This window comes from Xanthomonas sp. NCPPB 1132, from assembly GCF_056629235.1.
Window position 1 is genome coordinate 138,882 of the sequence record NZ_CM152819.1, and the last position, 22,527, is coordinate 161,408.

Genomic DNA, 22,527 nt, shown 5'->3' on the forward strand with positions numbered 1-22,527 from the left:
CGCCGCCGCCGCACGCCCGGTTGTGGACAAATGCCGGAACAGCGCTTGTGCGGTTCGTCACGGCACGCGACGATGCCGGCAGGGCGACCGTGCCGAACCACACCTGGAGTCAAGGATGGAGTTGTTGAGCTTGGAACACTTCGCCGGAAGCGTGAACGAGACGTTCTCGGCGCAGTTGAACGAAGGTGAGGTCGCGTTCGTGCTGGTCGAGGCGCGGCCGCTGCCGACGCCGCCTGCGGCACGGCGTGCGCCGTTCTCGCTGCTGTTCCGCAACGGCTCGTCGTTCCTGTTTCCGCAGCAGACCTACCAGATGCGCCATCCGCGTCTGGGCGAGATCGGGATCTTCCTGGTGCCGGTGGCGCGCGAACGCGACGGCTTCCTGTATCAGGCGGTGTTCAACTGACGCGCGCGTCCGGCCGTGCGCCGGTGCCATCCCAGCGCATGGCCAGATGGGTCTGGCCGGCCTCGCCAGCGACGAAGCCCAGCCGCGCGTAGAGCCGCTGCGCTGCGGGATTGGCATGCAGCACGTGCAGTGTCAGTGCGCGCCCATCCGCATGCGCGAGCGCCTGTGCCTGTGCGATCAGCGCGCCGCCGATGCCGTGGCCGCGACAGTCCGGCAGCAGGCTGATATCGATCAGGACGTGCGGATCCGCGCTGCGGTCCAGATACAGCCGCCCAAGGCGTGCGTGCGCGTCTTCCACGATCAGGAAGTCCGCGCCGGGAAAGTGCTGCAGATAGTGCGCATGCTGCAAGGCGAACTGCTGGTCGAGAAAGGCGCGCTTGGCTGGCTCCGGCCAGGGGACTGCGGCCAACTCGTCGCGGCGCGTGCTGGCGTACAGATCGCGCAGCCAGTCCAGGTCTGCCGACCGCGCCGGCCGCAGACCGATGCCGCGTGCCTGCAGCGCAGCGGGCGCCGCCCACCCGGCGTCCCGTTGCGGAAAGCCGGGCGAGGCGACGATCGACATCACGCCGGCCTCAGTTGAAGACCGGATAGTTGCCCTGCAAGGCGATGCAGAAGTTCACCGCCAGATACGGCTGCCGGTTCTCGTGCGCCTGGCCGATGCCGGTGGGCATCAACATGGTCGGGGAGAACTGCGTGTTCGGCGCGACGGCCAGGAACGGACGCTCGGTATTCACGTTCAGCGTCGACAGGGCGACACCGCTCGCAGGCGAAGCGGTTTTCTTCGTGCCATCCGGCTGCGAGGCAGCAGTGACCCCGTGCTGGTGCATCGGGATCTGCGTGCTCTGCAGGCTCACCGACGCCGAGCCGAAGTTGCTGCCCAGCGTGTGCGGCGTCAGGCCCGGCCCCGCGCCCTGCTGGCAGCCGGCGCGCGTGACGAAATTCGGCAGTTGGAACGTGGTGGTGCCATTGCCGCCGTAGGCCACGCCGAGCAGGGAATACAGCACGGTGTTCTGCGTGACCGGCAGGGTGGCGCCGTTGCACAACGCCCAGCCGTACGGGTTGTAGTCGAAGCCGAACAGCTGGATTTCGCCGATATAGGGTTCGGTCATGAGCGGATTCCTCCGATGAGCGGATGCGTGCCGCAGCCTTGTCGGCGCGGCGCAGAGGTCAGGCCTGTTGCGGGAAGATGCCGGTGGTGGCGATGCAGTACTGCACCGTCAGCGTCGGCATGACGTTGTCGTGCGGTTGGTTGCCGCCGGCGAAGGACGTGCTTTGTGGCGACAGCGCCAGCATCGTGGCGCCGGTGACGTCGCTTGCATAGAACTGGCTCCCGTTGACTGCGGCCGGCAACAGCCCGGTGGGCGCGGTGGTGGTGGCCGCGGCGGTGGTGGCCTGCGCGGTATGCGTGTGCGCCGGCATCTGCAGCTCCGTCAATGTCACCGTCTCGGTGCCTGCACGCTGGGCGAGCGGATAGTTGCTCAGGCCCGGTCCCTGGCCCTGGTGGATCGGCAGGCGACCGCGCAGATCCGGCACGGCGAAGGTGCTGGTGCCATTGCCGCCGTAGGCGGTGCCGAGCAGCACATACAACGGTTCGTATTCGGAGATCTGCAGCAGCGAGCCGTCGCACGCCTGCCAGCCCTGGGGCGTACGGCCGAAGCCGAACATGCGGATTTCGCCGATGAAGGGAGTACCCATGAGATGCTTCCTGGTCGATGAGGCACCACGCGCACGACTGTGCGCCGCGTGCCCGGATGCGGATGCGCCTAGCTGCGCGAAGGGAAGATGCCAGACAGCGCGATGCAGAAATTGATCGTGGTGTACGGCTGCACGTTCGGGTGCGCCTGGCCGCCGCCGCTGTTGGCGATGGTGGACTGCGCCAACGGCACCGTTGCGCCTGGCGCAGCGTACAGCGCATGCGGAGTTCCAGTAGGGATGTAGTTGTTGGCGAACAGGCGGCCGGTCGGTATGCGGTTGTCACCGTTGGCGCTGCTGCAAGTCATCAGGTGGATATGCGGGGGCAGGTTGTCGCCTATCAGCGTCACCGTCTCCGCGCCGGCGGCCTGGCCCATCGGCACCGCAGGCGGCTGCCACGCCGGGTCGGCCGATGGCCCATAGCCTACCGGCGTGCGTCCGCGCATGTCCGGCAAGCCGAAGGTGGTCTTGCCGTCGCCGCCGAAGCGGGTGCTGAGCAGACTGAACAGGGCCTGGTTCTGATTGATCGGCAGCAATTGCCCGTTGCACTGCGCAAAATATTTTGGCGCAAACGCAAAACCGGTCAGCATGATCTGACCGATGAAGAACTCGCTCATGCGGATCTCCCCCCGGAGTGGATGGCGCCAGACCTCGTGTCTGGCGCCAGACTACTAAATCACGACTTCGGCGACTTGCAAGCGACGATTTTGCTGAACCAGACAGACGTGACGCATTTGTTGCTTTACGCGGCTTCGGATTTGCTGTTCCAATGGCCGCGCGACGCGCATGGCTGATGCTTGCTGGGCCAATGTTCCGCGAAGTCCGAGGCACCAGGATGGCTGCCAGCGCCCATGGGGTGGCGCGTTTTGGGGGAATCGAAATATGTCTACAAAATGCTCCGCATCGAGCGGCGTGCGAAGGATGTTGCGTTGGCTGATGGCGCTGCTGTTGATGACGACGTCGCAGGTTTGCCTGGCTTTGTACTGCCCGTCGCCTAAAACCGCGACCGTGAACCAGGGCCAATCGGTGACGTTCGACGTCAGCGACTGCGACGGGACCTCGAACGGTGGCATGACCGATCCTCTTGTGCAGCCTTCGCACGGCAGTTTCGTGCTCAGCCAGCAGTCCGGTTCTGGCACGCAGACGGTGACGTATACCAACAACGGGGACGGCGCGACCTCGGACTCGTTCTACCTGCTGGACGAGGACAACAACCAGGTCGTCTTCAACATCACCATCAACCCCTCGCGCAGCGCCAGCATCACGGTCTCCCCGTCCAGCGCCAACGAGGACAGCGGCACGCCCTTCGTCTACACGGTGACGCTGAGCTCGACCAATAGTTCGGCGACCACGGTGAACCTGACCCGCAGCGGCACGGCCACCAGCGGAACCGACTACACTGGCGCGGTCACCAGCGTCGTGGTGCCGGCCAACGCGACGTCCGCAAGCTTCAGCGTCACCCCGGTCGCCGACACCACGGTGGAGCCGGACGAGACCGTGATCTTCCAGGTGGCCAACGGTACCGGCTACTCGATCGGCAACCCGTCCAGCGCCACCGCCACCATCGTCAACGACGACTATCCCTCGGCGAGCATCGCGGTGTCGCCGGCCAGCGTCGCCGAAGATGGCAGCGCCAACCTCGTCTACACCGTCACCCTGAGCCAGGCGTCGCCGTCGGCGCTGTCGATCGGCTTCAGCGTGGGCGGCACCGCGACCTCGGGGACCGACTACGCCGCGGTCAACTCGCCGCTGGTGATTGCGGCCGGCCAGACCAGCGGCACCATCACCGTCGATCCTACGCCCGACACCACGGTGGAACCGGACGAGACCGTGGTGATCAGCCTCAACGCGGGCAGCGGTTACACCGTCGGTTCGCCGTCCAGCGCCACCGGCACCATCCTCAACGACGACCAGCCGGCGCTGTCGATCAACGACGTGTCGCAGAACGAAGGCAATGCCGGCAACACCGCGTTCACCTTCACCGTCTCGCTCAGCCAGCCGGCCGGCAGCGGCGGGGTCAGCTTCGACATCGCCACCGCCAACGGCACCGCGACCGCGGGCACCGACTACATCTCCTCCAGCGTGAACGGGCTGACCATTCCGGCTGGCAGCAGCAGTGCCACCTTCACCGTGCAGGTGATCGGCGACACGCTCAACGAGCCGAACGAAACCTTCTTCGTCAACGTCACGAATGTCAGTGGCGCCACCGTCGCCGACGGGCAGGGCCAGGGCACCATCGTCAACGACGATGCGGTGCCGGCGCTCTCGATCGGCGACGTCAGCGTCACCGAAGGCAACAGCGGCGTCACCACGGCCACATTCCCCGTCAGCCTCAGCGCCGCCAGCGGCCAGACCGTTACGGTCAACTATGCGACCGCCGACGGCAGCGCCAACGCCGGCAGCGACTATGTCGCGCGCTCGGGCACGCTGACCTTCTCGCCCGGCACCACCACGCAGAACGTGGCGGTCACGGTCAACGGCGATACTACGGTCGAGCCGGATGAAACATTCACGGTGACGCTGTCCGGCGCCAGCAACGCCACCATCGCCCGCGCCACCGCGACCGGCACGATCCTCAACGACGATGCGGTCGTGACGATCTCGCCGACGTCGCTGCCGGCGGCCACCGCCGGCACCAGCTACAGCCAGACCCTGAGTGCCAGTGGCGGGACCGCGCCGTATGGCTTCGCGATCACCACCGGCACGTTGCCGGTAGGGATGCTGCTGAGTTCCGCCGGCGTCCTGTCCGGCACGCCCAGCGGCACCGGCAATTTCAATTTCACCGTGTCCGCGACCGATAGCGGCGCGTCGCCCATCAGCGGTAGCCGCGCCTACACGTTGACGGTGGCGTCGCCGACCCTGACGCTGCCGGCGACGACCCTGCCCAACGGCACCGCCAGCCAGGCGTACAGCGCATCGATCAACCAGGCCAGCGGCGGCATCGCGCCGTACACCTATGCGGTCACTGCCGGTGCCTTGCCGGCGGGCGTGACCGTCAACAGCGCAAGCGGCGCGCTCAGCGGCACGCCCACCGTGACCGGCAATTTCAGCTTCACCCTGACCGCGACCGACAGCACCTCCGGAACCCCGGGCCAGGCGTCGCGCAGCTATACGCTGGCGATCGTCGCGCCGACCTTGACCGTCGCTCCGGCCACGCTGCCGTCCGGAACCGCGGGTGCCGCCTACAGCCAGACGTTGAGCACCAGCGGCGGGACGGCGCCCTACACCTACGCGCTCAGCTCCGGTGCCCTGCCTGCGGGCCTGAGCCTGAGCAGTGCCGGTGTCCTAGCCGGAACCCCGACTGTGGCCGGCAGCTTCACCTTCGTCGTCGGCGTCACCGACGCCGGTAGTTTCGGTGGCTCGCACGCCTACACCCTGTCCATCGCCTCGCCGACCCTGGCCATCACCCCGCCGACGTTGCCGGCAGCGGCGATCGGCGCCAGCTACAGTCAGGCGCTGAGCACCAGCGGCGGTACTGCGCCGTACAGCTACACGCTCAATGCCGGTACCTTGCCGAGCGGGATGAGCCTGAGTGCCGGTGGTGTGTTGTCTGGCACGCCGACCACGGCCGGCAATTTCGCGTTCACCGTGCGCGTCACCGACGCCAACGCCTTCACTGCGGCGCAGGCGTTCACCCTGATGGTTGCGTCGCCGACGCTGACCCTGGCCCCGCCGGCACTGCCGGCCGGTACCGCGGGCAGTGCCTACAGCCAGGCACTCAGCGCCACCGGCGGGACCGCGCCCTACAGCTACAGCATCGCCACCGGTGCACTGCCGGCCGGGTTGAGCCTGAGCGCCGCTGGCGTACTGTCCGGCACCCCGACCCAGGCGGGCAGTTTCGTCTTCACCGCCACGGTCACCGACAGCACCGCCGGTGTGGCCGGCCAGGCCAGCCGCAGCTACACGCTGAGCATCGCCGCGCCGACCCTGACCCCCAGTCAGCCGACCTTGCCTGCCGGCACCGCGGGCACCGCGTACAACCAGACCCTGAGCACCAGCGGCGGCGCCGCGCCGTACAGCTACAGCGTGGTCAGCGGCGCCTTGCCGACCGGGCTGAGCCTCACCACGGCGGGTGTGCTGTCCGGCACGCCGGGCGCGGCCGGCAGTTTCGCCTTCAGTATCAAGGTGAGCGACGCCAACGGCTTCTCGGCGACGCAGGCCTACACCCTGACCATCGCCTCGGCGGTGCCGGCACCGGTGGCGGCGAACGACACCGGCGCCACCCTCGTGGATACCGCGCTGACCCTGGCGGTCACCGGCAACGACACCGGCAGCATCGACAGCATCGCCATCGCCACGGCGCCCAGCCACGGCACCGCCACGGTCGATGGCGTGCGCCTGGTGTACACGCCGGCGCCCGGCTACGTGGGCGTGGACAGCGTGCACTACACCGCCGTCGGCGCGGGCGGCAGTTCGGCCCCGGCCGTGGTCACCATCACCGTCAACGCCCGCCCCATCGCGGTGTCGGTGACGGTGCCGGCGGTGACCGGGCAGGCGCAGACCCTGGACGTCACCCGCGACGCCACCGGTGGCCCGTTCGTGGCTGCTGCCGTGGTTGCCGTGCTGCCGGCCAACGCCGGTACCGCGACGATCACCCGGGCAGCGGCCAAGGCCGCCGGGGTGCCGACCGCGGCGGCGGACGATGGCCCGGGCTTCATGCTCACCTTCGTGCCGAACCCGGCCTTCTCCGGCAACGCCACGGTGCGCTTCACCCTGTCCAACGCCTATGCGACCTCGGAAGAGGCGAACATCGTGTTCGTGATCGCGCCACGCCCGGATCCGACCCAGGATGCGCAGGTGCGTGGCCTGATCGACGCGCAGGCCGAGTCCACCCGGCGCTTTGCAAAGGCGCAGATCGACAACTTCCAGCGCCGCCTGGAAGCGACCCACCGTGGTGCGCGCGGCTTCGACAACGGCGTGAGCTTCCAGGCCACCTCGCAATGCCGCCAGCGCGACCGCACGCTGCAGAGCGACCGCTACCTCGACGCGCAGGCGTGCGATCCGGCCAACCGCGACCTGCGCGACGGCGCCATGGACGGCGGCGCCGACACCGCGTCGGCGGCACCACGCGATGCCACCGCGGCAGGCGACCTCGGCCTGTGGGTGGGCGGCGCGATCCGCTCCGGCAGCCTGGACAAGCAGTCGCAGCGCGCCGGCGTGGATTTCCAGACCGATGGCCTGAGCCTGGGCGCCGATTACCGCGTCTCCTCGGCCTTTGCGCTGGGCGCGGGCGTGGGCTTCGGTCGCGACGACAGCGACGTCGGCCGCGACGGCAGCCACAGCAAGTCCACCGCGTACACGCTGGCGCTGTATGCCAGCTATCACCCGGGCCAGACGCTGTTCTTCGACACCCTGGTCGGCTATCAGCTGCTGTCCTACGACCTGCGCCGCTACGTCACCGACAACGGCGCGCTGGCCGAAGGCGACCGCAGCGGCCACCAGTGGATCGCGTCGCTGTCGGCCGGTGCCGACCTGCAGCGCGGCGATTGGCAGATCACCCCGTATGCGCGGGTGGATGCCGCGCGCGCCACGCTCGACGCCTACAGCGAAGCGGCGATGGCGCCGTACGCGCTGCGCTACGAGGACATGGACGTGGCCACCACCACCGGCAACCTCGGCCTGCGCCTGGAATGGCGCCGGCAGATGACCTGGGGCCGGCTGACCCCGCAGTTCCGGCTCGAGTACCAGCACGACTTCCAGGGCCGTGGTGATGCCGCGCTGGGGTATGCCGACATCATCGGCGGCACCCTGTATCGCACCGGGCAGAGCGTGTACGACCGCAACCGGCTGATGCTGGGCGTGGCCGTGGTGTTCAGCACCGATCAGGGCCTGTCCACGCGCGTGGAGTACCGCGGCGTGACCGACGGCGACAGCGGCAGCGACCAGACCTGGATGTTCAACGTCGAGAAGAAGTACTGACGCTTGAGCCCCTCTCCCCCCGGGGGATTGGGGTGAGGGTCCGGCGCGTAGCGACACGCGATGTTTGGGTGCACCAGGCTGGCGCCCGTACCCTCATCCGGCCCTTCGGGGCACCTTCCCCCAAAAAGGGGGCCATGGTCCCGAGGGGAGAAGGGAGCGGCTAGCCCCTCTCCCATCGGGAGAGGGGTTGGGGTGAGGGTCCGGCGCGAAGCGACCCGCGATGTTTGGATGCACAAGGCTGCGCCCGAAAGCACCACCTGCCCGCATCCGGCACAATGCCCGGCACATGCCTGCCCCGTCCGCGCCCGATTTCCGGCTGTATCCGTCCAACGCGCTGGATACCCTGGCCGCCCTGCTCGCCGAAGAACTGCGCCGGCCGCCGCCGGGGCAGCCCTTGCTGGCGCCGGAGGTGGTGCTGATCCCGCAGGTGGCGATGCGGCGCTGGCTGCAATCCACCCTGGCCGCAGTGCACGGGGTGGCGGCGAACCTGGAATTCCTGACCCCCGGCGAATTCGTCGCGCGCGCGCTGGAGCGCAATCTCGGCGCCGCGGCCGACGATCTGGACATGGCGACCATGCACTGGCGCCTGTACGCGGCGCTGCAGGGCGACCTGGGCAGCGACGCGGCGCTGGCGCCGCTGGCCGGCTATCTGGCCGACGGCGATGCGCTCAAGCCGTGGAGCCTGGCCGGCGAGCTGAGCAACGTGTTCGAGAAGTACCAGGCCTGGCGCCGCGACTGGCTGCTGCGCTGGGAAGGCGGCGCCGACCCGGACGATCCGCAGGCGCGGCTGTGGCGGCGCATCGCCAGCGGCCGCGCCTATCGCGCGCGGCGCATCGGCCAGTACCTGGACCGCTACGCGCGCCCGGACGGGCCGTTGCCGCAGGGCCTGCCGCGGCGCCTGTTCGCCTTCGCCGTGCTCAACATCTCCCCCGACGTGCTGCGCGTGCTGGCCACGCAGGCGCGCGCCGGCACGCTGCACTTCTACCTGCCGACGCCGGCGCAGGGATACTGGGGTGATCTGCAGACGCTGTGGCAGCGCCGCCGCGAGGGCGGGGCGGTGGACCTGTTCGCCGAGCAGGTGCAGGAGAACCCGCTGCTGCAGGCATGGGGCGCGGCCGGGCGCGATTTCATGGCGCTGATCGGCGACTACGAGGTGGTGCATCCGCTGGCCGAGATCGCGGTCTATGCCGATCCGCTGGAGTCGGGCCGGCGCGCGCTGGCCGAGGGCGGCCTCGGCGACAGCCTGCTGCGGCGCATGCAGAGCGATCTGTTCCATCGCCGCGCGCCGGCGCGGCCGGCACCGCTGGCCGCGGTGGACCCGCACGATCCCAGCCTGCAGGTGCACGCCTGCCACACCCGCCTGCGCGAACTGCAGGTGCTGCACGACCAACTGCGTGCGCTGCTGGACGACCCGCGCTTCGAGCCGCCGTTGCAGCCGCGCGAGATCGCGGTGCTGTCGCCGGACATCGACCCCTACGTGCCGTACCTGGACGCGGTGTTCGGCGGCCACGCCGGCGACGACGCCTTGCCCTATGCACTGGCCGACGCCAGCCCGCTGGCCAGCGAGCCCCTGGCCGAAGTGTTCCTGGCGCTGCTCGGCCTGCCGATCGCACGCTTCGGCCTGCACGAGATCCTGGACCTGCTCGCCAGCGCGCCGATCGCCGAGGCCGCGGGCCTCGACGAGGCCGGGCTGGAACGCCTGCGCGCCTGGCTGCACGCCGCCGGCGCGCGCTGGGGGCTGGATGCGGCGCACCGGCAGCGCCACCAGGCGCCGGCCGACGACGCCTACACCTGGCGCTTCGCCCTGGACCGGCTGCTGCTCGGCCACGCCAGCGGCGCCGAGGACGACATCGACGGCGTGGCGCCGTGGCCGCAACTGGAAGGCAGCGCGCTGGCCGCGCTGGACACGCTGCTGCGCCTGCTGCGCGTGCTCGACCGCCACCAGGCCGCGCTGGCCGAGCCGATGCCGCCGGCGCAGTGGCGCGAAGTGCTGCTGGGCCTGCTCGAGGCGCTGCTGCCGCAGAGTCCGTCGGCACCGCGCCAGCAGCGCGCGCTGGAGCGCCTGCGCGCGCTGATCGACCAGTTCGCGCGCGACGCCGCGCGTGCCGACTACACCGAGGCGGTACCGGCCGAGGTGGTGCGTGCGCACTTCGCCGCGGTGCTGGGCGAATCGGACACGCGCGCGCCGCTGCTCACCGGCGGCATCAGCTTCGGCCGCATGGTGCCAATGCGGCTGCTGCCGTTCCGGGTCATCTGCCTGCTGGGCATGAACGATGGCGACTTCCCGCGCCGCGATCCGGCCGCCGGGCTCAACCGCCTCACCGCCGAACTGGGCACCACCCGCCGCCGCCACGGCGACCGCTCGACGCGCGAGGACGACCGCTTCCTGTTCCTGCAGCTGTTCGCCTCGGCGCAGGAGGTGTTCTACCTGAGCTACCTGGGCGCCGACGCGCGCGACGGCAGCGTGCGCGAACCCTCGCCGCTGGTCGGCGAATTGCTGGCCTGCGCCGCCCAGTACCACGCCGACCCGGCCGCCGCCGCGGCGCTGGTGGTGCGGCATCCGCTGCAGCCGTTCGCTGCCGCCGCGTTCGGCGCCACCGGTGCCGAGGATGCCGATCCGCGCCGGTTCAGCTACCGACGGCAGTGGCGGCCGGCGGTGGACAGCCTGGTCGGCCAGCGCCAGCCGCTGGCGCCATGGATCGACGCGCTGCCGGCCGCGGCCGACGATGCGCTGCCCGCGCAACTGTCCATCGACGATCTGCGCCGGCTGCTGGTCGATCCGGCCGGGCAGTTCCTGCGCCAGCGCCTGGGCCTGCGCCTGCCCGATCCGGCGCAGGCCGACAGCGATCTGGAACCGCTGCTGGCGCCCAGCCGCGGGCTCGATCAGTATGGCCTGCAGCAGCAGGTGTTCGAGGCGGTGCTGCGCGAGGACACCGAGGCCCTGTACGAACGCCTGCGCGCCCGCGCGTTGCTGCCGTCCGGGCCGCTGGGCCGGCGCCAGCTCGACGAGCGCGTGCGCCAGTTGCGCCCGTACGCCGAGGCGTTCCGGCAGTGGCGTGGCGGCGACGACGCGCCGCTGGCGCCGCGGCTGCAGGTGGACCTCGACGGCACCGCGCTGCATGGCCGCCTGCCGGGTTGGTATGCGTCTGGCGTGGCGCGCGTGCAGGTGGGCGCCTTGAGCGGGCGCAGCGCGATCCGCCACGGGCTGGAATGGTTGCTGCTGCGCGCCGCCGGAGAACGCGCGCCCTACGTGCGTTTCTTCGACCACGACGACAGCCTCGGCCCGCATCCGATGGACCGCGAGCCGCTGCCCGCCGCCCAGGCGCAGCAGGCACTGGGCGAACTGCTGCAGCTGTACCAGCATGGCCGGCAGGCGCCGCTGGCGTTCGCGCCGTACAGCAGTTGGAAGTACTACCAGGCCGCGCGCGCCGGCGATCTCGACAAGGCGATCAAGGACGCTGCCGCGCAATGGCAGGCCAGCTTCGGCTGGAGCGAGGCGGACAGCCCCGAACTGCGCCTGGTCGGCCGCGGCCGCGACCCGTTCGCCGATGCGCAGCGCTTCGCCGAGTTCGCCGCCACCAGCCAGCGCGTGTTCGGCCTGCTCGAACAGGGCGACGCCGGCCCCGCACTCGATCCCGAGCGGCTGAGCGAGAGCTGGCAGCGCTGGCGCGGCACCCAGGAAGACGCCGAATGAGCGCCGCACCCGACCGCGACCCCTATCTGCAGTTGCCGCTGCACGGCGTGCGCCTGATCGAGGCCAGCGCCGGCACCGGCAAGACCTTCACCCTGGCCACCTTGTTCACCCGCCTGGTGGTCGAACGCGGCCTGCGCCTGGGCCAACTCCTCGCCGTCACCTTCACCGAGGCCGCCACCCAGGAACTGCGCCGGCGCATCCGCGAGCGCCTGGCGCTGGCTGCGACGCTGGTGCCGGACGCCGATGGAAGCCTCGTAGGAGCGGCTTCAGCCGCGACGGATATCGCGACCGACCCATCGCGCCCAACCCCGCAACAAGCCCCCCCGGACGTCGCCCTCACCCGCGCCATCCTCACCGCGCACCTGGCCGCCAGCACCGAAACTCCGGCCGCCCTGCGCCGCCGCCTGCAGCAGGCCGCCGAGGACATCGACCTCGCTGCCATCTTCACCATCCACGGCTTCTGCGCGCGCGTGCTGCGCGAGCATGCGCTGGAAAGCGGCCAGGCCTTCGCCGCGCCGCAACTGCTCACCGACGACCGCGAACTGCTGCGCGACGTCGCCGCCGACCTGTGGCGGCAACGCGCCGCCGATCCGGCGATGGCCGAGGACCTGGTGGCGCTGTGGCCGGGCGGGCCGGACGGCATGGCCATCGATCTGCGCGAACTGGTGCGGCATCCGACCCTGCTGCCGGCCGCCCCTGTCTTCGCCGCCGAGGACGGCGCCGTGCTGCAGCAGGCCGCGCAGCGCGCCGGCGTGGCGCTGGCCGAGGCGTTCCGCACGCACGGCACCGCCTGTTTCGAAGCGATCGCCGCGGCGATGGATGCCGGCGTGCTGAGCAAGGTCAGCTACAAGCCCGACTGGCTGACCGCGCTGTGGCACTGGCTGGATGCCTTCGCCGCGGCGCCATCGGCGGACGCGCCGTCGCACCCGAAGCTGGTCAAGCTCACCGCCGCCGACCTGGCCGCCGGCACCAACAAGAAGCACGCCGAGCGCACCCCGGCTTCGCCGCTGAGTCACGCCATCGACGGCTACATGGCCGCATTGGCGCAGCTGGCGCAGTGGCGCACGCAACGCCGCATCCGCCTGCTGCACGCATTGCGCGCCGACGCGGCGGAGCGGCTGGCCTATCTCAAGCGCCAGCGCCGCGTGCAGACCTACGACGACCTGGTCGAGGGCGTGGCGCGCGCGCTGGAAGGCCCGCACGGTGCCGCCCTGGCGCAGCGGCTGCGCGCGCAGTACGCAGTGGCCCTGGTCGACGAATTCCAGGACACCGACGATCGCCAGTGGACGATCTTTCGCAAGGTGTTCGCCCCGGAGACGACTAGCTCCGCCGTGGCGCAGGACGACGCGGCGTTCGCGCCATCGCTGTCCACAGCGGACGACACGCCGCCGCTGCTCGCCCTGATCGGCGACCCCAAGCAGGCCATCTACGGCTTCCGCGGCGGCGACGTGCGCACCTACCTGGCCGCCGCCGCGGACGCCGAACGCGCGCCGCCGCTGGCGCACAACTTCCGCTCGCGCCCCGCGCTGCTGGCGGCGATCGACGCGCTGTACGCGCAGGCCGGCTACGCCGAGGCCTTCCTCACCGAAGGCATCGCCTTCCACCCGGTGCAGCCGGGCAGCAAGCGCGTCGATGCCGACCTGCAGCGCGATGGCGTGCCGGCCCCGGCGCTGACCGTCTGGCGCGCACCGGAACCACCGCCGCCACCGGCCACCGCCAAGGGGCCGGGCAAGCCCAAGCCGTGGAGCGCCGGCCGCGCCCGCGAGCTGTGCACCGCCGCCTGCGTCGCGGCGATCCGCGGCTGGCTGGCCGATGCGCGCGACGGCAGCGCGAGCTTGCTCGGCCGCCCCGTGCAGGCCGGCGACATCGCGGTGCTGGTGCGCAGCCACGGCGAGGCCACGCGCATCCAGCAGGCGCTGGCCGCGGCAGGCATTCCTGCGGTCGCCGCCGGCCGTCGCAGCCTGTTCGCCACCGAGGAGGCGCTGGAACTGCTGGCGCTGCTGCAGGCGCTGCTCGACCCCGGCGACGACGGTCGCCTGCGCGCCGCACTGGCCACCGTGCTGATCGGCGAGGACGCCGCCGCCATCGCCGCGCTCGACCACGACGGCGAGCGCCACCGCCGCTGGCAGCAACAGGCACTGGACTGGCGCGAACGCTGGCAGCGCGGCGGCCCGCTCGCCCTGATCGGCGACCTCGGTGCCGCGCACGGGCAACGCCTGCTGGCGCTGGTCGACGGCGAGCGCCGCCTCACCAATTACCTGCAACTGGCCGAACTGCTGCAGGAAGCCGACACCCGCGCGCTCGGCCCGCATGGCCTGGTCGACTGGCTGGCGCGGCGCATCGCCAATGCCGACGACAGCGACGAAGCGCAGCAACTGCGGCTGGAGTCGGATGCGCGCCGCGTGCAGATCGTCACCCTGCACAAGAGCAAGGGCCTGGAGTATCCGCTGGTGTTCCTGCCGTACGCCGGCATCGGCCGCAGCGAGCGCAGCGCCGGTCGCCACTGCGTGGTGCCGGCGCCGCAGGGCGGGCGCCTATTGCAGTGGAACACCGGTCGCAGCGGCGGCGAGTCCGACCCGGCCTGGGAGACGGCCGAAACCGCGTGGAAACAGGAACAGCGGGCCGAGGACGCGCGCCTGCTCTACGTCGGCCTGACCCGCGCCGAACACGCGCTGTGGATCGCCACCGGCGCGTTTCCGCAGCACGAGCGGACGCCGCTGGCGCCGATGCTGCGCGACCTCGACGCCTTGCAGGCCGCCGCCGCGCCCGGTGCCATCGCCATCGACAGCACCCCGCCGCCGGCGCAGTTGCCGCGCCTGCCGCCCGAGCCGGCGCCGCCGGTGCCGCCGGCGCGCGTGCCGCAGCGGCGCGTGCTGCCGGAGTGGTGGGTGTACAGCTTCACCCAGCTCGCCAATGCCGACGCCGGCAGCGACCCGATGGCCAGCGCCACCGTGCCCAGCAGCGGCGGCAGCGACGAACCCGCCGCCAGCGAGCCGGTCAGCGCCGCGGTGGAGGTGGACATGGTCGACCGCCGCTTCGTCGGCAACCGTTTCGGCGTGGCCATGCACGACGTGTTCGAGCGCTGCGACTTCGCCGCCTGGCGTAGCTGGCAGCCAGGCCAGCCGGCGCCGGCCGGGCAGGCCACCGCCATCGTCGAAGCCCTGCAGCGCGGCGGCTATGCTGAGGACGAGCTGGAAGACGGCACCGCCATGCTCACCGCCCTGGTCGGCAACACCCTCACCGTGGCGCTGCCGGAGGGCACCTGCCTGGCCGCGGTGCCGGAGGAGCAGCGGCGCAACGAAATGGAATTCCACTTCGCGATGCGCCCGACGCGCGTGGACGCGTTGCTGGCGCTGCTGCACCGCTTCGGTGTGGCCGGCGAGCGCCAGGCGTTCGGCACGCGGCAACGCCTGGAGGGGCTGATGACCGGCCTGATCGACCTCACCTACCGGCACGACGGCCGCTGGTACGTGCTCGACTACAAGTCCAACCGCTTGCCGGCCTACGACCCCGACGCCCTGGCGCGGGCGATGGCACACAGCGAGTACACCCTGCAGGCGCTGATCTACACCGTGGCCCTGCACCGCTGGCTGCGCTTCCGCCTGGGCGGCGCCTACGACTACGCCCGCGACTTCGGCGGCGTGCGCTACCTGTTCTGCCGCGGCCTGGATGCCGCCCGCGACCCGTCGCCAGGCGTGCACGCCTGGCGCTTCGACCCGGACCTGATCGAAGGCGTCGACGCCCTCTTCGCCGGTGCCCCGCCCGAGCCCCTCTCCCCCCGGGAGAGGGGTTGGGGTGAGGGCGCGTCCGCCCACGGAGCCACCCCGTGAGCCAACCCACCAACCTCCTAGCCGTCGGCCACTGCACCGTCGCTCCGCGCCCGCTCAAGCCCCTCTCCCCCCGGGAGAGGGGTTGGGGTGAGGGTACGTCCGCCCACGGAGCCACCCGGTGAGCCAACCCACCAATCTCCTCGCCACCCTCTACCGCAGCGGCACCCTGCGCACGCTGGACCATGCCTTCGCCCACAGCCTGAGCCGCCTCGACCCGGACACCCCCGACCCGGTGCTGGCCGGCGCCGCCCTGGCCTCGCTGGCGGTGGCCAGCGGCCACGCCGGCCTCGACCCCGCTCGCGCCAGCCTCCTGCTCGACACCCGCGACGGCGTCGCCCCCGCGCTGCCCTCCGCAGACGACTGGACCCGCGCCCTGGCCGCCTCGCGCTGGGTCGCACAACCTGCTGCCGAAGACCCGGCCAGCCCCGACTGCCCACTCGTACTCGAACACGGCCTGCTCTACCTGCGCCGCTACCGCGAGTACGAGCGACGCCTCGCCCTGGGCCTGCGCCGCCTCGCCGCACAGCCGCTGCCGCATAGCGACCTCGCCGCCCTCGCGCCCCTGTTCGCCCAGCTCTTCCCTCTCCCCCCGGGAGAGGGTGCCCGCAGGGCGGGTGAGGGTACGGCCGCCGCCTACCCATCCGACCGCCAAGCCCAGGCCGCCGCCCTGGCCCTGCGCCGCGCCCTGCTACTGGTCACCGGCGGCCCCGGCACCGGCAAGACCACCACCATCGCCCGCCTGCTGCTGCTGCGCCTCGCCCAGGCACGCGCCGCCGGCCTGCCACCGCCGCGCATCGCCCTGGCCGCACCCACCGGCCGCGCCGCCGAACGCATGGCCGAGAGCCTGCGCGCCGCGGTGGCGCGCGCCCTCGCCGATGGCGTCGACCCCACCTTGGCCGAGGCCCTGCCGGCCGGCGCCAGCACCCTGCATCGCCTGCTCGGCGTCATCCCCGACCTGCCGCGCTTCCGCCACGACGCCGACAACCCGCTGCCGTTCGACCTGATCGTGATCGACGAAGCCTCCATGGTCGACCTGCCGCTGATGTGCAAGCTGGTCGACGCCGTGGCCGACGGCGCGCAACTGATCCTGCTCGGCGACGCCGACCAATTGCCCTCGGTGGAAGCCGGCGACGTGCTCGCCGCGATCCTGCAGGCCGCCGGCCCCGGCGACGCGCTGCAGCCCGACGACGCGCAGGCGCTGCAACCGCTGCTCGGCCACAGCGCGGTCGCGCACGACCACGGCGGTCTCGCCGGGCACCGCGTGCACCTGCTGCGCGGCTACCGCCAGGCCCAGGACTTCGCCCTGGCGCCGCTGGCCGACGCGGTGCGCAGCGGCGATGCCGACGGCGCCCTGCGCCTGCTGCGCGACGGCCAGCTCGCCGGCGTGCACTTCCATGACGGCGTCGACGACGCGCTCGCCGTCGGCGGCGACGCCTTGCTCGCGCATTGGCGCGCGCTCGGCGACGCCGACGATCCGGCGCAGGCCCTGCGCGCCGCCGCGCGCCTGCGCCTGCTCACCGCCGTGCGCGCCGGCCCGCAGGGCGCGCGCGGGCTCAACGCACGCATCGAACAACTGCTGGCCGAGACCGCCAGCGGCGCACGCCGCCTCGGCACCGCCTCGCCCTGGTTCCACGGACGCCTGTTGTTGATCACCGAGAACAGCTACCGCCACGGCCTGTTCAACGGCGACGTCGGCATCTGCCTGAAGGACGCGCAGGGCACCTTGGTCGCCTGGTTCGACGGCGCCGGCGACGGCCAGGTCCGCGGCTTCCACCCGGCCGCGCTGCCCGCGCACGAAAGCGCCTTCGCCATGACCGTGCACAAGGCCCAGGGCAGCGAGTTCGACGAAGTGTGGCTGCAGTTGCCGGCACGCGACGCCCGCGTGCTCAGCCGCGAACTGGTCTACACCGGCATCACCCGCGCCCGCCGCGCGCTGCACATCGCCGCCAGCGAAGCGGTGCTGCGCGCTGCGCTGGCCCGGCACGCGGCGCGGATCTCTGGGTTGGCGTGGCGGTTGGGTGGGGCGGAGCGGCCGCCGAGATCGCCTGCAGCCGATATCCTTCCCGCACCCTCCGGCACGCCGATCCAGGGCGCGCTGTTTTGACGAACCGCATCAGGAGCCGGCATGCGTAGCGACGACAAGGAAGCCCCCACCTCGGAATTGATCCTGTATCGCAGCGAGGATGCGCAGACGCGGATCCAGGTGCGGCTGGAAGGCGAGTCGGTGTGGTTGACGCAGGCGCAGATCGCGGAGCTGTATCAGGTCTCGGTCAAGACCATCAGCGAACATTTGCAGAACATCTATGCAGAGGGAGAAGTCGAAGCTGAACGAACTGTCCGGAAACTCCGGATAGTTCAAGCCGAAGGCGAGCGCCAGGTGCGCCGCACCATCGATCACTACAACCTCGACGCCATCCTCGCCGTCGGCTACCGGGTCCGCTCCGCGCGCGGCACGCAGTTCCGTCAGTGGGCGACGGCGCGGCTGTCCGAGTACCTGGTCAAGGGCTTCGCGCTGGACGACGAACGGCTCAAGCGCGGGCCTGACGATGGCTATTTCGAAGAACTGCTGGGCCGCATCCGCGACATCCGCTCGTCGGAGAAGCTGTTCTGGCGCAAGGTGCTGGACATCTACGCCACCAGCGTGGATTACGACCCGTCGGCCGAAGCAAGCCAGCATTTCTTCGCCACCGTGCAGAACAAGATGCACTGGGCGGCCCATGGCCACACCGCCGCCGAACTGCTCATGGAGCGCGCCGACGCCAGCAAGCCGCACAGCGGCATGACCAACTGGGTGGGCGCCGCGCCGCGTGCGTCCGATGCGGTCGTCGCCAAGAGCTACTTGAACGCGGAGGAGCTGGAGGCACTGAACCGCATCGTCACCGCCTACCTGGAGTTCGCCGAGCTGCAGGCCATGAACCGCAAGCCGATGACCATGGCCGCATGGATCGCCAAGCTGGACGACTTCCTGCGCCTGAGCGACCGCGACGTGTTGACCCATGCCGGCCGCATCGGCCGCGAACAGGCATTGGAATTTTCCAAGGCCGAGTTCGCCCGCTACAGGCAGCGCACGTTGGAAGAACCGTCGCCGGTAGAGCGCGATTTCGAAGAGGCAACGCGCAAGCTGAAAGCGCTCGAGAGCGAGAAGCGCCGGTCCACGCGGACCAAGCGGCCCACTGGCGAGTAAGCGAAGCCGCGTCCCGGGAACCGGCGAACTGCCGGCACCCATGCCCTACCCGCAGGGACCTTCCGATGCGGGCAGGCCAGGCGAGCCCGGTGGTCCGGGCTCGACGTCGCACGATTACTTGGCCGGCACGCGCTGGTACTCGTCGCTGCCGGTGTTGAGGTGCCCATCGGCCTCATCGATGGCGAAGTTCACCGTCTCCCCGTCGTTGGTCACCTGCAGCACGCCGTCCTTGTAGATGGCCGGGTAACTCTCGGTCTTGGGCTTGCGGGTGAAGAAGCGCGGGGTGGTGTTGCGCACCATGAACGACTCCCCGTTGCGCTCGATGTCGATCGTGTCGTCCTTGGACTCCACGTTGACCCAGTGGCCGACGAACTTCTCGCCCTCCACCCGGGCGCAGCCGGTCACCAGCATCGCCGCGGCCAGCGCCGCCCCCATCCACTTCGTCATGTCCCCGCTCCGGTGTTGGAATCGGGGCGAGGATGCGATGGGTTGGATGTATGGGAGGTCAAGAGTGCGGGGCAAGGACGGAGCCGCAGAAATCCGGTCGGCGGCTGGAGCGCCCGCAGCGCTCAGGAGGAGGATGCGGCTTGCATTGGTACGGCTTTGTCCATCGCCACGCATTGGGCTTGTCCGAATGAGCTTCCGTGTGCGCTGGCAGCGACACCATGCAGGTGATAGCCTGTACAGAATCCTGTAATCAATAGTGAAAGGAGCCGGCCATGGGCTTTTCCGTCAACGACGTGGTGCCTTTCACCCTGGCGCGCGCCAATCTTTCCGAACTGGCCGACCAGGCGAAGGCCGGCGCCGAGAAGATCATCACCAAGAACGGCGAGAGCTACGTCGCGCTGATCGACGCCGACCGGCTGGACTACTACCACCGGCTCGAGCGCGAGCGCATCCATCTGCTGTTGCTCGACGATGCGAAGCGCGGCTTGGCTGACATCGCAGCAGGCCGCACCGTAGAGGCCGACGCGGCCATCGGCCAACTGCAGCAGCGGCGTGCGGCCGCCAAGGCGCCTCATCCCGCAGACCCCGGCAAACGGGCTACCAAGAAGCGGGGTTGACCGTTGCATCGCGTCGAACTGACGGAGAGCTTCCTCGCGTGCCTCGACGCGATCGAAACGTTCCTGCTGGACGCCGATGTCGCTGCGGCCTTCGACGACCTGCTCGCCGAATTGCGGGCAACCGTGATCCCGAACCTGCGGCGTTTCCCGCGCATTGGCCGGCTCTACCTGGACACGCCGCCTCAATCGGCCGAGGCGCTGGCGCAACTGGCCGCATTGCCGGCGGGAGCGCCGGATGCGTTGCGCATCTACCTGCACGGTGACTACGTGATGCTGTACACGGTGGCGGAAGAATCCTCCACCGTGTATCTGCTCTCCATCCGCCACTACCGCCAGCTTTCGTTCGATTTCGCTGGGCTTTGGGGCCGTGAGTGAGGTACAGATGGTGATCTTCGACCCCGGTTTCCTGATGCGTGTGGTTGGGTAGAGGAGGTGGATGGTATGAAAAGCCGTTTGCGGAAAGTTCTGGGTGGAATGATGATTTCAGCGATCTTGGCTGCGTGCCAGAACTCTGAGGTTGAAAAAGCATTGCCATCAAGGTGTTCGAAAAAAGATAATGGCCATATAATTTGTGTTCCTACGATTCGCGATTTGGCCATGAGTCCAAATGAGTATGACGGAAAAGAAATAATTGTGAGCGGGTTTTTGGTGATAGATAGAGACCAACTCTCCCTTTACTCCAACGACCTGGATTACAAGCATTCGCTATCGCAGGATAACGTTATTATACTGCGTGGCTCTGAGGCTAGGCAGGAAAAGGCCTTTGATGATTTTGCTTATAAATACATCCGAGTAAGCGGTACCTTTCATGGATCAAAATATCCTCCGTCCAAACGATATGAAATAGGAGATCTTGAAATTGAAGATGACGCCTATGAACTTCCAGATAGGTCTGACCCAAGTAGCCGTCAGGTTTGGAAAGACGCAAGGATTGATGTAAGAGACATCGCAAGATGAAGTCCGTAATTTTGTGTAATTAGTCGCCCCCGAAGAACCCGGAAAACCGGGGTCGGAAAACCGCGGTCAGAGTGCACTTCTTCTACGGTCAGCTTCAGGCATCGCCCGATGGGTCGGCCCCTTTGGACAAGGCCAGGCTGGTAAAAAGTGCACTATGACCCAGGTTTCGTTGCTGATCGTCGCGTGCGTCCGCGGCTTCCAGCGGCACTATCTGAATCCATTCCACCAGCCCGTGTGGCGCGTGGCGCCGGTATTGCTGCTGGTGTGCTTCGTCGCGCTCACTTCGCGGGTGATCGAGATTCCCCTGGCGGCAGCCATGGGGTACTGGCTGCTGGATGCGGCGCGGCAGATGGTTCGGCAGCGCAGGCGAACCCGGTGAGTGCTGGATTCACACGGTATATGGGCAGTCAACGCTTGCCTTCTATCCGCTGTATATTAAGTCTGAGAGACTTTTGAAGTGCTTCGCTGCCGATCAAGCTGTCTAGATCTCTCGCGACGCCAGCCTCGGCTTCTGCAGCTCGCAAACTCGGCAACGCTACCGTTGCCCGCTTTCCCATCGCGCCAAGAATCCGTGCCGCTCTGAACAGCTTTGGGTAGTCGCTCTTCAGCAGTTCCGCGATGTCCAATATCGCGCGCTCATCGATCTTGGTCGACAAATCGGTTTCGTCCATCTCATAAATCACTCCGAAGTAATAGTCCAGCCTATCGATGCACGACCTGTCTAAACTGCCAGTTTTCTCGCAAAAATCCGCAGAATCGGACAATAGGCGCGACAAATCGGGACGGTCGTTTCTTTCGGAGGCGCCAGCGACCCCCGAAACAAGCAAGGCAAGCAGGGCGAGATGGACTTTCGTTGCCTTCATGGCTAGCTCAAGAAAAAGTGTAGTTGGCATGCTAGCGTTTTCATCCCCAGAGCGGACTAGCCGAGGGAGCCGGACATGCGGGTCGATCCGATACGCGAGGGTGTCGAACTGCGCCGACGCAGGCCTGTGACGCGCGTGGCGTGGGCATTGTTGTGGCTCGCGCTGGCCGCGGTTTCGGCCGAGTTCGTCCGCCACGTTTACTTGAAGTATGCGGCGCTAGATTCACCTGCATACGCCATGTTCATGACCCGCCGCGGGTGGCTGTGGTGCCATCTCGGTGGCGGGGCGGTCGGCCTGTTGCTGGGGGCGCTGCAGTTCGCGACGCAGCGGTGGCGGCGTTGGCCGCGGCTGCATCGTTGGGTGGGGAGGGTGTATTTCGCGGGGATGGTGGTGGCGATGGTCGGGGCGGTCGGGCTGATCGCGACCTCGCCGGCGCCGCTTTCCATCCGGGTGGCGTTCGCGGCCACGGCGCTGGCGTGGCTGGTCACCGGGTCGGTGGGGCTGGTGGCGATCTGGCGCGGGCAGGTGCTGCGGCACCAGCGCTGGATGGTCCGCGCTTATCTGGCGACGCTGGCGCCGGTGGTGTTCCGGGTGTCGTTGCCGTCGGCGATCGGCCTGGGCCTGACGCCGTCGCCGGGCTTGATCGCGCTGCTGCTGTGGGCGAGCTGGGTGGCGCCGTTGTCGGTGTATGGCGTAGGCCGGGCGATCGCCGATGTGCGGAATCGTCGAAAGCAGGTGTCGATGTTGCTGCGCGGCGCCGGTCTCGGCACGGGGTGATGACGGGCGTGGGGGACTATGCGCCGGCTTGCGACTCGGGTGCCGGCCTACCCTCGCCGATCTGCGGTCATGCGGATGTCTGAGTCGGTTGTGGCCCTAGCGTCGGCGTCTCTGCTTTGGCGTTGCAAAGCACAACGCGCCGTC

Annotated in this window: 18 protein-coding genes and 1 pseudogene; 12 read left to right on the forward strand and 7 right to left on the reverse strand. The window is 69.4% G+C overall.

The features are described from left to right. The first annotated feature begins 115 nt into the window (after positions 1 to 115). Positions 116 to 403 (forward strand): DUF6916 family protein, encoded by a 288-nt coding sequence (locus tag AC1G9L_RS00660; protein ID WP_010341087.1) that lies wholly within the window; start codon positions 116 to 118, stop codon positions 401 to 403. On the opposite strand, the gene AC1G9L_RS00665 is transcribed toward AC1G9L_RS00660, so the two are convergent. From AC1G9L_RS00665 to AC1G9L_RS00685, 5 genes are all read right to left on the reverse strand, one after another. Further along, positions 396 to 965, reverse strand: coding sequence for an N-acetyltransferase family protein (locus tag AC1G9L_RS00665; RefSeq protein ID WP_481069982.1), 570 nt, complete (start codon positions 963 to 965; stop codon positions 396 to 398). The two genes, AC1G9L_RS00660 and AC1G9L_RS00665, sit on opposite strands and share 8 nt — an antisense overlap. 10 nt (positions 966 to 975) lie before the next feature. Then, positions 976 to 1,512 (reverse strand): phage tail protein, encoded by a 537-nt coding sequence (locus tag AC1G9L_RS00670; RefSeq protein ID WP_019799785.1) that lies wholly within the window; start codon positions 1,510 to 1,512, stop codon positions 976 to 978. Between the two features lie 58 nt (positions 1,513 to 1,570). Beyond that, positions 1,571 to 2,098, reverse strand: coding sequence for a tail fiber protein (locus AC1G9L_RS00675; protein WP_019799784.1), 528 nt, complete (start codon positions 2,096 to 2,098; stop codon positions 1,571 to 1,573). A 68-nt stretch (positions 2,099 to 2,166) separates the two neighbouring features. Continuing rightward, the gene (locus AC1G9L_RS00680; protein ID WP_019799783.1) at positions 2,167 to 2,712 is read right to left on the reverse strand and encodes a phage tail protein; all 546 of its coding nucleotides are present in this window, start codon (positions 2,710 to 2,712) and stop codon (positions 2,167 to 2,169) included. 54 nt (positions 2,713 to 2,766) lie between these two features. After that, entirely contained in the window at positions 2,767 to 3,168 is a 402-nt protein-coding gene (locus AC1G9L_RS00685; RefSeq protein ID WP_481071226.1) for a hypothetical protein, read from the reverse strand. On the opposite strand from AC1G9L_RS00685, the pseudogene AC1G9L_RS00690 reads away from it, so the two are divergent. From AC1G9L_RS00690 to AC1G9L_RS00715, 6 genes and pseudogenes are all read left to right on the forward strand, one after another. After that, a pseudogene (locus AC1G9L_RS00690) lies at positions 3,074 to 5,419 on the forward strand (beta strand repeat-containing protein); the annotation flags it as partial. The gene AC1G9L_RS00685 and the pseudogene AC1G9L_RS00690 sit on opposite strands and share 95 nt — an antisense overlap. Then, positions 5,399 to 8,014 (forward strand): autotransporter family protein, encoded by a 2,616-nt coding sequence (locus AC1G9L_RS00695; RefSeq protein ID WP_481071224.1) that lies wholly within the window; start codon positions 5,399 to 5,401, stop codon positions 8,012 to 8,014. The pseudogene AC1G9L_RS00690 and the gene AC1G9L_RS00695, both read left to right, overlap by 21 nt. A 286-nt stretch (positions 8,015 to 8,300) precedes the next feature. Continuing rightward, the gene (recC, locus tag AC1G9L_RS00700; protein ID WP_481069983.1) at positions 8,301 to 11,708 is read left to right on the forward strand and encodes an exodeoxyribonuclease V subunit gamma; all 3,408 of its coding nucleotides are present in this window, start codon (positions 8,301 to 8,303) and stop codon (positions 11,706 to 11,708) included. Continuing rightward, positions 11,705 to 15,538 carry an exodeoxyribonuclease V subunit beta gene (recB, locus tag AC1G9L_RS00705; RefSeq protein ID WP_481069985.1) on the forward strand — a complete coding sequence of 1,278 codons (3,834 nt, stop codon included), beginning with the start codon at positions 11,705 to 11,707 and terminating at the stop codon, positions 15,536 to 15,538. The genes recC and recB overlap by 4 nt, the downstream gene beginning before the upstream one ends. A 118-nt stretch (positions 15,539 to 15,656) precedes the next feature. Further along, positions 15,657 to 17,642 (forward strand): exodeoxyribonuclease V subunit alpha, encoded by a 1,986-nt coding sequence (gene recD / locus AC1G9L_RS00710; RefSeq protein ID WP_481069986.1) that lies wholly within the window; start codon positions 15,657 to 15,659, stop codon positions 17,640 to 17,642. A gap of 21 nt (positions 17,643 to 17,663) precedes the next feature. Further along, positions 17,664 to 18,722, forward strand: coding sequence for a RhuM family protein (locus tag AC1G9L_RS00715; protein ID WP_019800065.1), 1,059 nt, complete (start codon positions 17,664 to 17,666; stop codon positions 18,720 to 18,722). 114 nt (positions 18,723 to 18,836) lie between these two features. Here the strand turns inward: AC1G9L_RS00715 and AC1G9L_RS00720 are convergent, their stop codons facing one another. Continuing rightward, the gene (locus AC1G9L_RS00720) at positions 18,837 to 19,169 is read right to left on the reverse strand and encodes a hypothetical protein (RefSeq protein ID WP_010341478.1); all 333 of its coding nucleotides are present in this window, start codon (positions 19,167 to 19,169) and stop codon (positions 18,837 to 18,839) included. Between the two features lie 272 nt (positions 19,170 to 19,441). On the opposite strand from AC1G9L_RS00720, the gene AC1G9L_RS00725 reads away from it, so the two are divergent. The 4 genes from AC1G9L_RS00725 (at position 19,442) to AC1G9L_RS00740 (ending at position 21,122) form a co-directional block, all read left to right on the forward strand. After that, on the forward strand, positions 19,442 to 19,786 hold the full coding sequence (locus tag AC1G9L_RS00725; protein ID WP_019800066.1) for a type II toxin-antitoxin system prevent-host-death family antitoxin: 345 nt from the start codon (positions 19,442 to 19,444) through the stop codon (positions 19,784 to 19,786). 3 nt (positions 19,787 to 19,789) lie between these two features. Beyond that, positions 19,790 to 20,161, forward strand: coding sequence for a type II toxin-antitoxin system RelE/ParE family toxin (locus tag AC1G9L_RS00730; protein WP_019800067.1), 372 nt, complete (start codon positions 19,790 to 19,792; stop codon positions 20,159 to 20,161). Positions 20,162 to 20,227: 66 nt separating this feature from the next. After that, positions 20,228 to 20,743: a hypothetical protein gene (locus AC1G9L_RS00735; RefSeq protein ID WP_481069988.1), complete on the forward strand. Its 516-nt coding sequence runs from the start codon at positions 20,228 to 20,230 to the stop codon at positions 20,741 to 20,743. Positions 20,744 to 20,897: 154 nt separating this feature from the next. Then, entirely contained in the window at positions 20,898 to 21,122 is a 225-nt protein-coding gene (locus AC1G9L_RS00740; protein WP_019800068.1) for a hypothetical protein, read from the forward strand. 28 nt (positions 21,123 to 21,150) lie between these two features. Here AC1G9L_RS00740 and AC1G9L_RS00745 read toward each other — a convergent pair whose 3' ends face one another. Further along, positions 21,151 to 21,606: a hypothetical protein gene (locus AC1G9L_RS00745; protein WP_019800069.1), complete on the reverse strand. Its 456-nt coding sequence runs from the start codon at positions 21,604 to 21,606 to the stop codon at positions 21,151 to 21,153. A gap of 75 nt (positions 21,607 to 21,681) precedes the next feature. Here AC1G9L_RS00745 and AC1G9L_RS00750 point away from each other — a divergent pair, with 75 nt between their 5' ends. Then, positions 21,682 to 22,383 (forward strand): DUF2306 domain-containing protein, encoded by a 702-nt coding sequence (locus AC1G9L_RS00750; RefSeq protein ID WP_481069990.1) that lies wholly within the window; start codon positions 21,682 to 21,684, stop codon positions 22,381 to 22,383. Positions 22,384 to 22,527: the final 144 nt, after the last annotated feature.